Below are 17,090 nucleotides of genomic sequence, written 5' to 3' on the forward strand. Positions count from 1 at the left end.
GCCCCTCCGCGCTGGTGGTCACGCCGCTCTTTCACGTGACGGCGACGCATCCTCTCTTCCTGCTGAGCCTACCTGCCGGGGCCAAGATCACGCTGATGCACAAGTGGGATGCGGAAGAAGCCGTACGCCTGATCCGCGAGGGCGAGATCACGCGCTTTCTCGGCGTGCCGACCCAATCAGCTGAACTGATGGAAGCCGCCCGGCGCATGAACGAAACCCTGCCGACGCTCGACTACCTTGGGTCGGGTGGCGCGAAGCGCCCCGCCGCGCAAGTCGCCCAACTGGCAGAGACCTTTCCAAACGCTGGAGTCGCCACCGGCTGGGGCATGACGGAAACCAACGCTCTTGGCATCGGTATGATCGGCGACGACTACAAGGCCCGCCCCGATGCCGCCGGCAAGCTGCACCCCCCGGTTCAGGAATTGCGGATGCTCGATGACGCGGGCAATGACGTGCCTAACGGCACGCTGGGGGAGATCACCGTCAAGGGCCCCAACATCATGCGCTGCTATCTCAACAAGCCCGAAGCGACGGCAGAGGTGCTGCAGGACGGCTGGCTGCGCACCGGCGACCTTGGCGTGCGCGACGACGAAGGGTTCGTCACCATCCTCGATCGCAAGAAGAACATCATCATCCGGGGCGGAGAGAACATCGCCTGCCTCGACGTAGAAGGCGCCCTGCACCGGCATCCGGACGTGCTTGAGGCCTGCGCCTTTTCGGTGCCCGACGAACGGCTGGGCGAAGTCGTGGGGGCCGCGGTGCAGCTGAGACCGGGAGCGCAGTTGACGCAGGCCGAAATGGCCGCCTTTCTCGACGGGCATCTGGCCCGGTTCAAGATACCCCAATACCTGTGGTGCCAGCATGAAACGCTGGTCCGCGGGGCCACCGACAAGACCGATCGCCGCGCCCTGCGCGCGCAATGTCTGCAAAAGGAGAGCACATGACCCGACCGAGCGAAGCGGAAACCGGAGATTACATCGCCAAGGCCGGCAAGGCCGCGTGGGAGGTCCCCGGCCTGCCCGAGGATACCCCACGGCGCGAGATTAGAAGCGTCGGCATCATCGGGGCCGGCACCATGGGCGGCGGGATCGCCATGAACTTCGCCACCGCCGGTATCCCTGTGAAGATCGTCGAAACCACGCAGGAAGCACTGGACCGGGGTCTGAAGGTAGTGCGGGGCAACTACCAGCGCAGCGCGGACAAGGGCCGCTTTCCGCAGGATGAGGTCGAAGCCCGGATGGACCGTTTCGACGGGCGGCTCGACATCGCTGATCTGGCGGACTGTGATCTGGTGATCGAGGCCGTGTTCGAAGACATGGAACTGAAACGCAAGATCTTCACTCGTCTCGACGAAGTGATGAAGCAGGGCGCGATCCTCGCCACCAATACCTCGGCACTGGACATCGACGAAATCGCCGCCATGACGAAGCGGCCCGAGGATGTGATCGGGCTGCATTTCTTCTCTCCGGCCAACGTGATGAAACTTCTGGAGATCGTCCGCGCCGCACATACCGCCGATGACGTTGTGGCGACCTGCATGGACCTTGCCGCAAAGATCAACAAGATCGCGGTACTGGTCGGGGTCTGCCCCGGTTTCGTCGGCAACCGCATCCTCTTCGCGCGCCAGAAACAGGCCAACAAGCTGGTATATCAGGGCGTGATGCCATGGGACGTGGACGCCGCACTCAACGACTTCGGCTTCAAGATGGGGCCCTTCCAGATGTCCGACCTTGCCGGGCTGGACATCGGCTGGTCGAAGGGGGCCAACACCGACAACCCCATTCGCGATGCGCTGTGCGAAATGGACCGGCGCGGCCAGAAAACCGGTGCGGGCTTTTACGACTACGACGAGAACCGCCGCCCCATCCCGTCCGACGTGACGGCAGGGGTGGTCAAGGACATCACCGGGGCCGAGCCCACCAGCATGAGCCGTGACGAGATCATCGAGATCTGCATTTACCCGATGATCAACGAAGCGGTGAAAATCCTTGAGGAGAACAAGGCGCAGCGTCCTTCCGACATCGACGTGGTCTGGCTGAACGGCTACGGTTGGCCCGCCGACAAGGGCGGCCCGATGTTCTATGGCGATATCGTCGGCGCGCAGGCCGTGCTGGACCGGATGGAGAAACTGGGCGCGGAAGACCCCGAATTCGCCCCCGCCGACACCCTGCGCGAGCTGGCCCGCACCGGGGGCAAATTCACCGAAATCGACAAGGGCGGGCTGAAAACATGAGCTACGAATTCATCAAGACCGAACGGCAAGGCCATATCCTGATCGTCACCATGAACCGGCCCGACGTCTACAACGCCGTTCATGTCGACATGCACAATGAAATGGCCGACTGCTGGGACAGTTTCGCCGCCGATCAGGACCTTTGGGTCGCCGTGCTGACGGGCGCAGGGGACAAGGCGTTTTCCGCCGGGAATGACCTGAAGGCCACGGCGCAAGGCGGCAGCAAGGCCAAGATGACCGAAAGCGGCTTTGCGGGCCTCTCCTCCCGCTTCGATCTGGAAAAGCCGATCATCGCCGCCGTCAACGGCTTCGCCATGGGTGGCGGGTTTGAAACGGCACTGTCCTGTGACATCATCCTTGCCTCAGAGAACGCCAAGTTCGCCCTGCCCGAGGTCAAGGTCGGCTTCTTCGCCGCAGCATCGGGCGTGCAGCGGCTGTCGCGCTACGTGGGCCGCCTTGCCGCGCAGGAAATGATGTTTACCGGCCGCACCATCACCGCCGCCGAGGCGCTGGAAATGGGCTGCGTGAACGAGGTGCATCCCCATGACGAACTGTTGGCGAAGGCGCTGGAAAAGGCCGAGCAGCTTTGCACCGTCTCGCCCTCCGCCGTGAAGGCCACCAAGCGGGTGCTCAATGACCTTAACCGTCGCGACGGCATGGTCGAAAGCATCGCCTATTCCCGCGAGGTTATCGCGGATCTTTCCAAGACCGAAGATTTCAAGGAAGGCGTCAACGCCTTCGTCGAGAAACGCGCCCCCCAATGGGTCAACAAATAAGACAGGGAACCATCCAGATGTCCGATACCGACAAGCAACTCAGCCTCAACAACCTCGAAATGTCAGAGGGCAACAAGCCCCTGCTGAACGCAGTGATCAAGCACATCCGCGAAAACGTGGACCCGATCACGGAGGAATTCCACCGGCTGAAGGAGCAGAACGAGGACCGCTGGTCCTACCACCCCCGTCAGCTCGAACTGCTGAACGGCGCCAAGGAAAAGGCGCGGGAGGCGGGGTTATGGAACTTCTTTCTGCCCAATGCGGAAACCGGCGAAGGGCTGTCGAACCTCGATTACGCCTATATCGCCGCCGAACTGGGCAAGAACCCCCTCGCCTCCGAAACGCTGAACTGTTCCGCGCCGGACACCGGCAACATGGAAGTGCTGGAACGCGTGGGAACGCCCGAGCAGAAAGAGAAGTGGCTGAAGCCCCTGCTGGCCGGCGAAATACGCTCCGCCTTTGCGATGACGGAACCCGATGTCGCCTCTTCGGATGCCAAGAACATCTCCATGTCCGCCAAGCTGGAAAACGGCGAATGGGTGATGAACGGCGAGAAATACTACATCTCCGGCGCGGGCGATCCGCGGTGCAAGATCATGATCGTCATGGTCAAGACCTCGCCCGATGCCGAACCCTTCCGCCAGCAGAGCCAGATCCTTGTCCCCATCGACACGCCGGGGGTCGAGATCCTCGGCCCGATGCATGTCTTCGGCCACGACGACGCGCCGCATGGTCACATGCATATCCGCTTCACGGACGTCCGCGTGCCGGAATCCAACATGTTGCTGGGCGAAGGCCGTGGCTTTGAGATCTCGCAGGTTCGTCTCGGACCGGGCCGGATCCATCACTGCATGCGCTCCATCGGGCAGGCGGAAAAGGCGCTGGACCTGATGATCGAACGCGGGCTGTCGCGCGAAGCGTTCGGAAAGCGGATCGTCGACCTTGGCAAGAACATGGAGACCATCTCCCGCGCCAAGATCGAGATCGAATCCATGCGCCTTCTGGTGCTCAAGGCCGCCCGGGCGATGGACGTTCTGGGCAACAAGGAAGCCCGCATCTGGGTTTCCATGATCAAGGCGAAGGTGCCGGAGCAGGTCTGCGATATCATCGATGAGGCGATGCAGGTGCATGGTGCCACCGGCATTTCCCAGTGGTCGCCGCTCTCGGGCATGTACGCCCAGCAGCGCACGCTGCGCTACGCCGATGGCCCGGACGAGGTGCACCACCACGTCATCGCCCGCAACGAGGTCAAGACCTATCAGGAAAGCAATGCGCGCCAAGACGCGGCCAAGGCCGTCACGCAATCGCGCGGTGCCGCGGGGTTCATGGGATGAGCGATCTGTTCGACCTGACCGGAAAGGTGGCGCTGCTGACCGGCGCCTCCAAGGGCATGGGCCTCGCGATGGCGACGGCGCTCGCCGATCACGGCGCCACGGTCGTGATCTCCGCCCGCAAGCAGGACCAGCTCGACAAGGCGGCCGAAGAGATCAACGCCCGGGGCCGGGGCAAGGCCCATGGCGTGTCCTGCAACGTGGGCTACAAGGATCAGCTTCAGGCGCTAGTGGACAAGACCCATGAACTCGCAGGGCCCATCGATGTGGTAATCGGCAATGCGGGGGTGAACCCCTACTATGGTCCCACCTCCGAAATTCCGGATGACGCCTACCAGAAAACCATGAACGCCAACGTGCAGTCCAACCTGTGGCTGGCGCAGATGGTGGCCCCCGACATGGTGGAAAAAGGGGCGGGCTCCATGGCCTTCACCTCTTCCATCGGAGCGTTCAAACCTTCGGTCATGCTGGGCACCTACGGCATGTCGAAACTGGCGCTGATCGGGCTGGTGCGCAATCTCGCGGCTGAATTCGGGCCAAAGGGCCTGCGGTTCAACGCGATCTGTCCCGGCCTTGTAAAGACCGAATTCGCCCGCGAACTCTGGGACAACCCGGAAGTGGAAAAGCGCATCAAGGAAGAAATTCCCCTGCGCCGTCTGGGCGAGCCTGAGGATTTCGCGGGCCTTGCCGTCTTTCTTGCCAGCGACGCCAGCCGCTACATGACCGGGCAGGCACTGACCGTCTGCGGCGGTTCCAACATGTGGACGTGAGGGGCTGACATGGAACTGAAGGACAAGGTTATCGTCGTCACCGGTGCCGCGAGCGGCATCGGCCGGGCCATGGCGCTGCGCTATGCCAAGGAAGACCCCAAGCATATCGTCTGCGTGGACATCAACGAAGACGCAGCCCGGGAAACCGCAAGCGAGGTCGGCGGCACGGCGTACCGCGTCAACGTCGGGGTCGAGGATGAAATCAAGGCCCTGATCGAGGAGGTCGAAGCCAACATCGGCCCCATCGACCTCTTTTGCTCGAACGCGGGAATCTCTGTCGCCGGGGGCGTCGAAGTGGGCAATGACGAATGGCAGCGCATCTGGGACATCAACGTGATGGCCCATGTCTGGGCCGCGCGGCATCTGGTGCCGCGGATGTCCGAACGGGGGGGTGGCTATCTGCTCAACACCTCGTCGGCGGCGGGCCTGCTGAACCAGGTCGGAAGCGCCCCCTACGGCGTGACCAAACACGCGGCCGTCGGCCTCGCCGAATGGTTGGCGATGACCTATGGCGATCAGGGCATCAAGGTCTCGGTACTCTGCCCCCAGGCCGTGCGGACGGAAATGACCCGCGGCCACGAAGACCACGTCGCCGCCATCGACGGCATGATGGAACCCGAACCCGTGGCCGAAGCCTGCGTGCAGACGATCCGGGATGAGACCTTCCTCGTGCTGCCGCACAAGGAAGTGCTGGGCTACATGCGCGCCAAGACGGAGAACTACGACCGCTGGATCGGCGGCATGCGCAAACTCAATCGCCGCTACGGCAATTTTGACACCTGATAAGGAAATGACCGAATGATCGGATATGCAACCGTCGGCGTCGCCGACATGGAAAAGGCCAAGGCGTTCTATTGCGCGCTTTTCGAAAGCGAAGGCGCGAAACTGGGCACCGATCTGGGCCGCATCGCCTTTATCGGCACCGCCCGCGACAAGCCCATGATCGCTGTCTGCACACCCTACAACGGCGAAGCACCCGAACCGGGCAACGGCAACATGGTTGCCTTTCCGGCACGGGACAAGGAAACCGTGGACAAGCTTTACAACAAGGCGATGGAGCTTGGCGCCAGCGACGAAGGCGCACCGGGCCAGCGCATACCGGACCGGTTCTACGGCGCCTATGTCCGCGACCCGGACGGCAACAAACTGTGTTTCTTCGTCTTCGGATGAGGTGGACGGGCAGCGGCAACCTGTCACGCCGCTGCCCGGATAATCAAATGGGGACCCGTTCTTCTCTGAACCCCGGCTTTAGCTTGCGCCTTTAGCACGAAGCGGGCGCATCAGCCCCTCCTGCGCCACACTCGCGACGAGGGTGCCGTTCTGGTTGTAGATCGAGCCGCGGTTGAACCCCCGCGCCCCCCCGGTAAAGGGCGCATCGAGTTCGTAGAGATGCCAGTCCTCGAAGTTGATCGGGGCATGAAACCACATGGCGTGATCAAGGCTGGCGGTCATGACCTTGCCCTGAAACCACGTCAGCCCGTGGGGCCGCAGTGACGATCCCAGAAGATTCATGTCCGACGCATAGGCCAGCAGGCAATGCTGCATCCGCGGGTCCTGCCCTTTGGCCGCCTGCATCCTGAACCACAGATAATTGTGGTCATCCGCCTTTTCGGGGTCGAAGAAATCGCGCGGCTCGACCTCGCGGATGTCGATGGGCCGGTCGCGCAGGAAATCCTCGCGGTACTTTTCGGGCAACCGCTCGACGTGCTGGGCGCGCAATTCCGGCCGGTCCGGCCAATGCTCGGGGCCGGCGACGCGTGGCATGGCGTGCTGATATTCCCAGCCGTCCTCTTCGATCTGGAAGGAGGCGGAGAAGTTGAAGATCTGCTTGCCGTGCTGGATCGCCACCACGCGGCGAGTGGTGAAACTGCCGCCGTCGCGGGATCTGTCCACCTGGTAGATCACCGGAATCTTGGGGTCGCCGGGGCGGATGAAATAGGCATGCAGCGAATGGCAAAGCCGGTCGGACACCGTGCGATAGGCCGCCATCAGTGCCTGCGCGATGACATGGCCCCCGAAAATGCGCGTCGTGGTCTCTCCACCGGAGCCGACGCCCCGAAACAGGTCGACCTCCAACTGTTCGATATCGAGAAGCTGCAACAGTTCGCGGGCGGCGTCATCGGTGCTCATGGCGGGTCTTTCTAGGCAGTGGCGCGCCGGTTCGCGTAATCCACGAAGAAATCGAAGCTGTCCGGGTTGGCCATCGAATCCCGATTGACCACCCGTTCCGGATCCCCACCCAACAACAGCTTTTTCACCGGAACCTCAAGCTTCTTGCCCGAAAGGGTGCGCGGCACCTCTGCGATCTGCACGATCTCGTTGGGCACGAAGCGGGCAGAGACATCGCGCCTGATGGCGCCGTTGATCTTGTCCTTCAGCGCGGCGTCCAGCGTCTGACCCTCGGCCAGCACGACGAAGAGTGGCATGAAGCTTTCGCGGCCAAGGTATTCAAGATCGATCACCAGCGAATCCATCACCTCGGGGAGGCCTTCCACCGCCTGGTAGATCTCCGCGCTGCCCAGACGCAGGCCCTTACGATTGATCGTGGCGTCGGAACGCCCGTAGATCACGCTGGCGCCCTTTTCGTCGATCATGATCCAGTCGCCATGCCGCCAGATGCCGGGGTAGGTATCGAAGTAACTGTCGTGTAGCCGGCTGCCGTCCTCGTCGCCCCAGAAGAACAGAGGCATGGACGGCAACGGTTCGGTACAGACCAACTCGCCCACCTCGCCGATCAGTTCATTCCCCTCGGGGTCGAAGGCCCGCACCGCGTTGCCAAGCGCGCGGCACTGCATTTCGCCCGCGCGCACCGGCATCATCGGATTGCCCAGTACGAAGGCCCCCGACAGGTCCGTCCCGCCGGAGATCGGGGCCAGCCAGACATCCTGCTTCACGTCCCGGTAAATCCAGTCATAGGCATCGGCACTAAGCGGCGAGCCGGTCGCGCCCAGCGATTTCAACGCAGACAGGTCCACCTCTTCCCGGGGGGTGATCCCCGCCTTCATGCAGGTGCTGAAAAATGCCGCGCCCGCGCCGAAGTAATCCAGCCGTTCATCCGCGACAAAGCGCCAGACGACCCCCATGTCGGGATGGTTCACCGCCCCGTCGAACATGGCCACGGTGGCCCCCTGCCCCAGTGCCATCCACTGCGAATTCCACATGATCCAGCCCGAAGACGTCAGCCAGCAATAGCGGTCCCCCGGGCGCACATCCTTGTGCAGGGACTGTTTGCAGCCCTCCAGCACGATCCCGCCGTGGCCGTGCACGATGGGCTTCGGGTTCCCCGTGGTGCCTGAGGAATAGACGATCCAGAGCGGGTGTTCGAAAGGAACCTGCGCGCTTTCATAAGCCACGTCGGTCTGGGTGAGCGAGTCCCAGGCCACATGCCCCGCCGGCAATTCGCCCACGACAGGCACCGTGACGAACTGACCGACGCTGGGCAAACCGGCCGCGATTTCCGCCAGTATGTCCTGCCGGTCGATCATCTTGCCCGCATGGACATAGCCGTCCTGCGCGATGAGCACCTTGGGCTGGATCTGGCTGAACCGGTCGAGGATCGCGACATGCCCCATATCGGGCGCGCAGAGCGACCAGACCGCACCGATGCTGGCCGTCGCCAGAAAGGCGATGAGCGCGGTTTCCGTATTTGGCAGGATAGCGACCACCCGGTCGCCTTCCTCCACGCCCATCTGGCGCAGATGATGCGCCACGCTGGCCACCTGCGCGCGCAACGCGCCCCAGGTCATTTCACACCGCCCGAAGGTTTCCGACTGCAACACCAGCGCAGGCGTATCCTCCCGGCCCGCCACGTGCTTCATGATCTGGTCAGTGTAGTTGAGCCGCATTCCCGGGCCCCAGACCGCACCGGGCATCTGCCGCTTCGCCAGCACCCGCTCCCACGGCTGGCTGGCGCGCAGATCGAAAAATTCCCAGATCGCGGACCAAAAACCTTCGAGGTCGTCGATGCTCCAACGCCACATCTCGTTGTAATCGGCAAAGCTGAGGCTGCGCTCCTTCTCCAGCCAGCGCATGAACTCAGCCAGTGTCGAGGCTTCGGCGCGTTCCGGCGTGGGCGTCCAGAGGATCTGGGTCATTACTTTAGTGCTCCGTGGACCAATGCCTTCAACTCGGGCCGCGCAGGGTAGGAGCTGGAAGGCGACAACTGGGTAAAGAAGATCACCGACAGGTCGAACACCGGATCGATCCAGAAAAACGTCGAGGCCATGCCGCCCCAGCTGAAATCGCCGATGCTGCCCGGGGCGCGGGCGCGGCCCGGGTCGAGCACCACGGCACCGCCGAGGCCAAAGCCCATACCCTCCATCGGCTGTTCGGCAAAACTAGCCGGCCCCATGGAGGCGATCTCCCCCCGCAGGTGGTTGCGCATCATGAAGCGGAGCGTGGCGGGCGACAGAAGCCCCGCCCCGCCGGTGCGCAGCATCTCGGTGAACTTCAGGTAATCGTCGATGGTCCCCACCAGACCGCCGCCGCCCGATTGCATCTTCGATCCGCGGTATGGCGTCCGGTGCACGTGATCGACCATGCGCAGGGTCTCGCCCCCCTGTTTCGCCTCGTTCAACCCGAAGGCACTGCCCGCAAGCGGCGTATAAAGTGCGGCAAAGCGGTCCTCCATCTCCTGCGGCAGGGCGAACGCGGTTTCCTTCATGCCGAGGGGGGCGAATATCTCTTCCTCGAAAAAGTCGGCGAGCGACTTGCCGGAGACGACTTCGACCACCCGCCCGATCACGTCGATGCCTACCGAATATTCCCAGCGGCTGCCGGGCCGGAAGGCCAGCGGCAGGGCGGCCACCCGGTCCACCATGGGAGCGAGCGTATCGGGGCCCGTGGCGAACATCAGCCCTTCGGCGTCCATCAGGCGGCTGACGAGGCCGGGGTTGAACGGATAGCTGAGGCCGGAGGTATGGGTCAGCAACTGGTGCAGGGTGGGCGTCGGGCAGGCCTCGGTATCGTCGGCCTCCGTGGCGCCATCGCGCAGGCAGCGCATGTCGCCGAAGGCAGGGATGAATTCGGACACCGGCGTATCGAGGTGGAAGAGCCCCCGTTCCGCCAGCATCATCAAGGCGACGCTGGTGATCGGTTTGGTCATCGAATAGATGCGCGCGACCGTGTCCCGTCGGAAAGGCAGGCCCGAGTCCACGTCACGCATCCCGGCCTCGTGGTAATAGGCTTCCTTCCCGTTTTCGGCGATCAGCACCGAGCAGCCGGGAAAGCGGCGCCGGTCCACATAGCTTTGCATCCATGTCGCGATGCGGTCCAGACGCGCTGGATCAAGACGTCCCATTTACCAACTCCCTGAAAGCCGGGTCAGACCTCCAGCCACTCCTTGCGAACGTCGTCCCGGGCGCGCAGTTCGGCGGGGGTGCCTTCGAAGACGACCTGCCCGTGACCCATGACATAGACGCGATGCGCGATGTCCATGGCGATGGCGAGCTTCTGTTCCACCAGCAGGGTGGAGATCCCGCGCCGGGCAATTTCCTGCAGCAACTCGGCCACCTTCTGGGTCATCTGCGGCGACAGGCCTTCCGTCGGCTCGTCGATCATCACGAAATCCGGGTCACCCATCAGCGTCCGGCACATGGTCAGCATCTGCTGCTCACCGCCCGACAGAACCGAAGCTTCGACATCGGCGCGTTCGTTGAGGTTGGAAAACAGATCGAACATGTTCTGCATCGACCAGCGCCCGGTGCCGTCCTTCTGGCCGGGTTTCAGCCCTAGGATCAGGTTCTGCCGCGTGGTGAGACCCGGAAAGATATCGCGGTTCTCGGGGACATAGCCGATGCCCATATTGGCCACCTCGAAGGCTTTCTTGCCCGCGATCTCCTCTCCCTTGAACTTCACCGATCCCTTGGGCGTCACCTCGCCCATGATAGCCTTGCAGGTCGTGGAACGGCCCACCCCGTTGCGCCCCAGAAGGGCGACGATCTCGCCCTCCTGCACATTCATCGTCACACCCTGAAGAATGTGGGATTTGCCGTAGTAGGCGTGCATGTCGGTTACTTCGATCATCAGTGTTCCGCCTCCAGCGCGGCGCCCAGATAGGCTTCCTGCACGCGGGCATCGCCGCGCACCTCCTCGGGTTTGCCCGTCGCGATGATCTCCCCGTAGACCAGCACCGAAATGCGGTCCGCAAGGCCGAAGACAACGCCCATGTCGTGTTCCACCATGATCAGGGTCTTGCCCACGGTGACCGTGCGGATCAGGTCCATGATGTAATCGGTTTCCGAATGGCTCATCCCGGCGGTGGGTTCGTCCAGCATGATGACGTCGGCGCCACCGGCGATGGTGATGCCGATCTCCAGCGCGCGCTGTTCGGCGTAGGACAGCACCCCCGCAGGCAGATCGCGCCGGGACGTCAGGTTGATCTGTTCGAGGATACGGTCCGCCCCCTCGGTCAGATCGCGGGAGCGGCCGACCATGTTCCAGAAGCTGTATTTGTACCCATGCGACCAGAGCAGCGCGCAGCGCACGTTTTCGAACACGGACATGGCCGGGAAGATGTTCGTGATCTGGAAAGACCGCGACAGCCCCATGCGGTTGATCTGGAAGGGCTGCAACCCGGCCAGATCCTTACCGTGCAGCTTGACCGTGCCGCTTGTCGGGGCAAAGCGCGCCGTGATCAGGTTGAACAGCGTGGACTTGCCCGCGCCGTTGGGTCCGATCACCGCGTGGCGTTCCCCCTTGCCGATACTCAGATCGATCCCGCGGATGATCTCCGCCTTGCCAAAGCTCTTTCGCAGGCCGGAAATGTCCAGCGCCGGGGCATCCGTGCTTGTCATGGCGTTCATACCGTCCCCTCCCGTGCCGTATTGGCGGTTGCCCATGCCGCCCGCAGTTCGGGCATGTTACGCCGGGTGATCCAGAAGGCCAGAACCGCGACGGCGATGGCGATGATCCACGGCAGCAGGGAATGGCTGTTGAAGGTCGTCCAGAACAGGGTCATGTCGTAATCCCCCGTGGCCGCGTGGCGCACATGGAACGTCATCTCCACCAGCGCCGAGACCGCCAGAACGCCGACCGCCGCGGGCAGCAGCGTCTTGATGTAGGGCATCACCAGCGTACCGGCCCGCCCCGTCTTGAACGCCGGGACATGCATCATGATCAGCCCCGCCAGACCACCCGGGAAGAACATCACCGTGGCGAGGAACAGCACACCGGCATAGAAGGCCCAAAGCTCCGTCTGAAGGCTCAGAACCGTCTGCACCAGCGTGAAGACCACCGCGCCGATGATCGGCCCGAAGAAGAAGCCCACGCCGCCAAGGAAGGTCACCAGAAGGATCACGCCCGAGGATGCTGTGTTGAGGTTCTCCTCGGTCAGGATTTCGTAGTTGATCGCGAAAAGGCCCCCCGCGATACCGGCAAAGAAGCCCGATGCCACGAAGCTGTAGAACCGCACCCAGCGTGCCGAATAGCCGAGGAATTCGGCACGTTCGGGATTGTCCCGCACGGCGTTGGCCATCCGGCCCACCGGGGTGCGCGACCACAGGTACATCAAGACGGCGCTCAGAAGCACCCAGAACGAGGTGAGGTAATAGACGTCGATCTGCTGGAGGAACTCGTTGCCGAAGAAGGGCATCGCGTAGGTCCGGTCGCCGGAAATGCCCTCCTCTCCGCCGAAGAACGCCACGATAATCACCGAACAGGCCGCGATCAGCTCCCCCACGCCGAGCGAGATCATGGCAAAGACGGTCCCGGCATTGCGGGTGGAGAATGACCCGACGATCAGCGCCAGCCCCATGCCGAACAGCCCTGCGAACAGCGGCAGGACGGGCAGCGGGAAAGACGCGAAGAAATCGCTCGCGTTCATGATGTGCATCGCCGCGAAGCCGCCGACCCCGGCATAGACCGCATGGCCGAAGGACAGCATCCCGCCCTGACCCAGCAGCATGTTATAGGACAGCGCGAAGACCACCGTGATCCACATCTGGTTCATGATCGTCAGCGCCGAGTTCGACGTGAAGATGAAAGGCATAATGACCAGCAGCACAGCGCCGACGATCCAGGGCATCAGGGTGTAGGTCATCGACCCCGCCCGCATCTTTTCGCGCGCATCCGTCGGATCGGTGGTGATCTGCTCCGTTCCGTCTTCGATATCGGTATGTTTGAGGTCGCTCATGTGTGACGCTTTCCGAAGAGGCCCGCGGGGCGGAAGATGAGGATCAGCACCATCAGGATGTATGGCAGGATGTCCGCGATCTGCGGGCTCGTGACCGTCCAGAGGTCACGGAAGATATTGTCCTCAAGGTTGGAGGGCGTGACGATGCCGATGCCGTTCAGGATATTGGACATCTCAATATTGTAGGACTTCGCGAAGGTGGTCAGCCAGCCGATCAGCAACGAGGCGACCAGAGCACCCCAGAGCGATCCGAGCCCGCCGATCACGATGGTCACGAAGACGATGGAGCCAAGAACGAAGGCCATGCCCGGGAAGGTGCCCAGCACCGGCCCCGCGATCACCCCGGCAACACCGGCGAGCGCAGTGCCCACCCCGAAGACCCCCATGAAGATGAGCGGCACGTTGTGCCCCAGCGCCTCCACCGTGCGCGGATAGCTGAGTGCTGCCTGAATGATCATCCCCACCCGGGTCCGGGTCAGGATGTAGAGCAGCCCGATGAAGATCGCGACCGAGATGAAGATCATGAAGATCTTGTAGGCCGGGATCGAATTGCCCGCGATGGAGAAGGCGGTGAAGTTCAGGATGTCGGGGATGTCATAGGGCATCTGGTTCTTGCCCCAGATGAACTGGACCAATTCCTCAATCAGCAGCGCCAGACCGAAGGTAAAGATAAGCTCCGGCACGTGGCCGTATTGGTGGACCCGTCTCAGCCCGTATCGTTCAACCCCGGCGCCAAGCACCCCGACGATAAGTGGCGCCAGCAACAGCCCCATCCAGAACCCCAGTGCGAGGCTGATTTGATAGGCGAAATAGGCGCCAAGCATATAGAAGCTGGCATGCGCGAAGTTGAGCACACCCATCATGGAAAAGATGAGCGTGAGGCCGGCCGAAAGCATGAACAGCAGCAATCCGGTCACAAGCCCGTCGATCACGTTGACGAGAATGAGTTCCATCGGGTCCCCCGGGGGATAGAATTTTCAGGAAGGATGGCCGCACCGTCAGCCGGTGACGGTGCGGCCCCGTGAACGTCCCTTATTCGGGGCGCTTCATCTCGCAGGTGGTCGGGCTGTCCATCGAGGCCATTTCGACTGTGGATTCGGTCAGCACGCCGAAACCAGACTGGTCATAGTCGAAATCGATGTTCTCATCCGTATGCACGCCCACATGCATGTCCTGGATCAGCTGGTGATCCTGCGGACGCATGTAGAGCTTGCCGCCCCACATGGTTTCGTACTCCATGCCCTCAAGCTCTTTGGCCACGGCCACCACGTCATCAGCGGTGCCCGCCTGCTCGATCGCCTTCTCCAGCATGCCGATCACGTTGAAGATCCGGCTCTGGTCGATGTTGCCATCGGGGTACTTCTTCTCGAAGGCCTCATAGGCCGCGCGGGCCTCTTCGGAGGCGATCGGATTGATGCCGCCCTGGGAAATCAGGCGGATACGATCCTTGCCGCTTTCGCCGAAGGCCGCCGTGATACCGGAGCCGGCCGCGTAATAGGTGTAGATCGGGCCGTCAAAGCCGTTCTCGATCACCGATTTGCCAAGGCCCAGCATGTCCGCGCCCCAGTTGCCGGTGATAACCGCGTCGGCACCCGAAGCGACGATCTTGCGCGCGTAGGGCGTGAAGTCCTTCACCTTGCCGATGGGGTGCAATTCATCGCCGACGATTTCGATATCGTCACGCTTTTCACCGAGGAACTTGTTCGCCGCGGCGGAAACCGCCTTACCGAAGGAATAGTCCTGCCCGATGATATAGACTTTCTTGATGTCGTCCTGCTGGGCGATCACGTCGGTCAGCGCGTCCATCTTGATGTCGGCGTTGGCGTCGAAGCGGAAGTGCCAGAAGTTGCACTTTTCGTTGGTCAGCGCCGGGTCGACCGCGGCGTAGTTCAGGAACAGTACGCGGCTGTCGGGGTTACGCTTGTTGTGCTTGTCGATGGCTTCCGTCAGGGCGTTGGCCACGCCGGAGGAGTTGCCCTGTACGATGTAGCGCACACCCTGGTCGATGGCGACCTGAAGCTGGATCAGCGATTCCTTCGGGCTGATCTTGTTGTCGTAGCCGATAATCTCGAATTTCTGGCCATCCAGCACGCCGCCGTCGTCGTTGACCATGTAGTCGGCCGCGAATTCGAACTGGTGCAGGCCGTTGGTGCCGGTGCTGGCGAAAGGTCCGCTCAGCGGGTCGATGAATGCGATCTTGATGTTCTCGGCGAATGCGGCTGACGCACCGACGATCATGGAAAGCGCAGAGACCGCGCCCAGCTTCGTAATCTTCTTCATTTGTGATCCTCCCTAGGACAGCCCGGCGCATTGTTGCGTTTTCAATCCGGACCTTGCGCGAAGCCTTGCACACCACTGGATAAAGTCAAGTTCGGTCATGAAGTTTTGCACCCGCATCATCCAGCTGTGTTCTACCGGGGTGCAGGTGGGGGTGGTAGCGGGGGGTTAGTCACTGTCAGGTGACGATAGGTAAACACATGATAACTATATATTTATCTCAGAATACTCGTCGGTATCGGGCCCGCCGAACAGCCCTGCGGATCACCCGGCCATACCGAAAGCGGACCCTACGTAACATCGGGATTCCGAAGGCATGCCAAACCTCCACGACAGCGTCCAGTTCCGCATAGCGGAATTGGTGTCCGTCAGTCCGGTTTTGATTCTACATCCGCTTTCCGCGTCCCGCCGCTTCGGATGCTGATGGCCTCCGCCGCGTCCCACAGCAGCTTCGAATAGACGGTTTCAAGCTGCCTTTTCTTGACGTGAAAGGACGGCCCCCCGACGTTCAGCCCGTAGACGCGGGAGCCGTTCAACGTGAAGACCGGAACCGCGATACCGTTCACGTCCCCGCGCCATTCCCCGTAGCTCGTGCAATAGCCGCGTTCCTCGAATTCGCGCAGCGCGGCGTCCACATGGGCGCGGCCCTCGGCTTCCGCCTCGGGGCCTTCCTCGCGGGCGAAGGCAAAGATCCTTTCGCGCGCGGCCTCATCCATCCCGACAAGGATCGCCCGCCCGATGGCGGACCGGAAAATCGGCAACCGCGACCCGATGCGCATCATTAGGGCCACGTCTTCCCGCGAACGCTCGGCCGCCACGTAAACGGCATCCAGCCGATGCGCCTCGGCCAGAGCGACGGTGATATAGGAATTCGGGCCATCGCGCAGCTTGCGCATTTCCTGTTCGGCCCGGTCGCTGATGTCCATCGCTGAAAGCACGCCAAAGCCCAGTTGCAGAACCCCGGCCCCCAGCCGGTAGGTGCCCGTGCGGGGATCGGCTACAAGGTAGTCAAGCGCGCAAAGCGTATGGGTCAGCCGCGACACCGTGGCCTTGGGAAGGCCCGTGCGTTCGGAAAAATCCGTGTTCGTCAGCGCAACCTCGTTGGAGCGGAAGCAGCGCAGCACATCGAGCCCGCGCGCCAGCGCGGTGACGAAATTGCGGTCCTTGGCTTCCGCCGGATCGGTGACGAACTCCTGTTCAGCCACGCTTCAGCGCCTCCAGCCCATGCTGGGCAAACACCGGCACATAGCGTCCTACCTTCATCGCGCGTTCCGGGTTCGATGCGTTTCCGTCCAACGCCCGCTTCAGCACGCCTTGGATGATTGCGGCCATCCGGAAGAAGTTGAACGCCAGATAATATCCGAAATTGTCGATGCCCCCCAGTCCGCGCCGCTCGCAATAGCGGGCGATGAATTCGGCATCGCTCGGCAGGCCCAGTTCGGCGCGGTCGATCCCCGCCAAACCGCGCCCCTCGCTCCCGGCGGGCATCTGCCATTGCATGATCACGGCGGCCAGATCGGCAAAGGGATGCCCGATCGTCGAAAGCTCCCAGTCCAGCACAGCAAGACAATC

16 protein-coding genes and 1 pseudogene are annotated in these 17,090 nt (G+C 62.5%); 7 read left to right on the forward strand and 10 right to left on the reverse strand.

Translation table 11 applies throughout. From position 1 onward, the window contains the following. The 7 genes from A3728_RS04565 to A3728_RS04595 all read left to right on the forward strand — a co-directional run. On the forward strand, nt 1-944 hold a 944-nt coding region (locus A3728_RS04565), incomplete at its 5' end, for a class I adenylate-forming enzyme family protein (protein WP_150120644.1). After that, nucleotides 941-2,233 (forward strand): 3-hydroxyacyl-CoA dehydrogenase, encoded by a 1,293-nt coding sequence (locus tag A3728_RS04570; RefSeq protein ID WP_067920680.1) that lies wholly within the window; start codon nt 941-943, stop codon nt 2,231-2,233. The genes A3728_RS04565 and A3728_RS04570, both read left to right, overlap by 4 nt. Beyond that, nucleotides 2,230-3,009 (forward strand): enoyl-CoA hydratase-related protein, encoded by a 780-nt coding sequence (locus A3728_RS04575; RefSeq protein ID WP_067920682.1) that lies wholly within the window; start codon nt 2,230-2,232, stop codon nt 3,007-3,009. The genes A3728_RS04570 and A3728_RS04575 overlap by 4 nt, the downstream gene beginning before the upstream one ends. A 17-nt stretch (nt 3,010-3,026) precedes the next feature. After that, nucleotides 3,027-4,343, forward strand: a complete 1,317-nt coding sequence (locus A3728_RS04580; protein WP_067920684.1) for an acyl-CoA dehydrogenase family protein — start codon at nt 3,027-3,029, stop codon at nt 4,341-4,343. Next, nucleotides 4,340-5,110, forward strand: coding sequence for an SDR family NAD(P)-dependent oxidoreductase (locus A3728_RS04585; protein WP_067920686.1), 771 nt, complete (start codon nt 4,340-4,342; stop codon nt 5,108-5,110). The genes A3728_RS04580 and A3728_RS04585 overlap by 4 nt, the downstream gene beginning before the upstream one ends. Nucleotides 5,111-5,119: 9 nt before the next feature. Further along, nucleotides 5,120-5,893, forward strand: coding sequence for an SDR family oxidoreductase (locus A3728_RS04590; RefSeq protein ID WP_067920688.1), 774 nt, complete (start codon nt 5,120-5,122; stop codon nt 5,891-5,893). 15 nt (nt 5,894-5,908) lie between these two features. Beyond that, on the forward strand, nt 5,909-6,280 hold the full coding sequence (locus A3728_RS04595) for a VOC family protein (protein WP_067920690.1): 372 nt from the start codon (nt 5,909-5,911) through the stop codon (nt 6,278-6,280). Nucleotides 6,281-6,358: 78 nt separating this feature from the next. On the opposite strand, the gene A3728_RS04600 is transcribed toward A3728_RS04595, so the two are convergent. From A3728_RS04600 to A3728_RS04645, 10 genes and pseudogenes are all read right to left on the reverse strand, one after another. Continuing rightward, on the reverse strand, nt 6,359-7,240 hold the full coding sequence (locus A3728_RS04600; protein WP_067920692.1) for an acyl-CoA thioesterase: 882 nt from the start codon (nt 7,238-7,240) through the stop codon (nt 6,359-6,361). An 11-nt stretch (nt 7,241-7,251) separates the two neighbouring features. Next, complete coding sequence (locus tag A3728_RS04605; RefSeq protein ID WP_067920694.1) at nt 7,252-9,204, reverse strand: acetoacetate--CoA ligase; 1,953 nt, start codon at nt 9,202-9,204, stop codon at nt 7,252-7,254. Further along, on the reverse strand, nt 9,204-10,409 hold the full coding sequence (locus A3728_RS04610; RefSeq protein ID WP_067920696.1) for a serine hydrolase domain-containing protein: 1,206 nt from the start codon (nt 10,407-10,409) through the stop codon (nt 9,204-9,206). Before A3728_RS04610 ends, A3728_RS04605 begins: the two co-directional genes overlap by 1 nt. 23 nt (nt 10,410-10,432) lie before the next feature. Continuing rightward, entirely contained in the window at nt 10,433-11,137 is a 705-nt protein-coding gene (locus A3728_RS04615) for an ABC transporter ATP-binding protein (RefSeq protein ID WP_082851023.1), read from the reverse strand. Then, on the reverse strand, nt 11,134-11,913 hold the full coding sequence (locus A3728_RS04620; protein ID WP_067920699.1) for an ABC transporter ATP-binding protein: 780 nt from the start codon (nt 11,911-11,913) through the stop codon (nt 11,134-11,136). The genes A3728_RS04615 and A3728_RS04620 overlap by 4 nt, the downstream gene beginning before the upstream one ends. Next, nucleotides 11,910-13,241 (reverse strand): branched-chain amino acid ABC transporter permease, encoded by a 1,332-nt coding sequence (locus A3728_RS04625; protein WP_067920701.1) that lies wholly within the window; start codon nt 13,239-13,241, stop codon nt 11,910-11,912. Before A3728_RS04625 ends, A3728_RS04620 begins: the two co-directional genes overlap by 4 nt. Next, complete coding sequence (locus A3728_RS04630) at nt 13,238-14,194, reverse strand: branched-chain amino acid ABC transporter permease (RefSeq protein ID WP_067920703.1); 957 nt, start codon at nt 14,192-14,194, stop codon at nt 13,238-13,240. The genes A3728_RS04625 and A3728_RS04630 overlap by 4 nt, the downstream gene beginning before the upstream one ends. Before the next feature lie 79 nt (nt 14,195-14,273). Beyond that, nucleotides 14,274-15,521: a branched-chain amino acid ABC transporter substrate-binding protein gene (locus A3728_RS04635; RefSeq protein WP_067920704.1), complete on the reverse strand. Its 1,248-nt coding sequence runs from the start codon at nt 15,519-15,521 to the stop codon at nt 14,274-14,276. Between the two features lie 365 nt (nt 15,522-15,886). After that, entirely contained in the window at nt 15,887-16,723 is an 837-nt protein-coding gene (locus A3728_RS04640; RefSeq protein ID WP_067920706.1) for an IclR family transcriptional regulator, read from the reverse strand. Further along, a pseudogene (locus A3728_RS04645) lies at nt 16,716-17,090 on the reverse strand (phosphotransferase); the annotation flags it as partial. The gene A3728_RS04640 and the pseudogene A3728_RS04645, both read right to left, overlap by 8 nt.

The organism is Sulfitobacter sp. HI0040 (assembly GCF_001634885.1).
Lineage (GTDB): Bacteria > Pseudomonadota > Alphaproteobacteria > Rhodobacterales > Rhodobacteraceae > Sulfitobacter.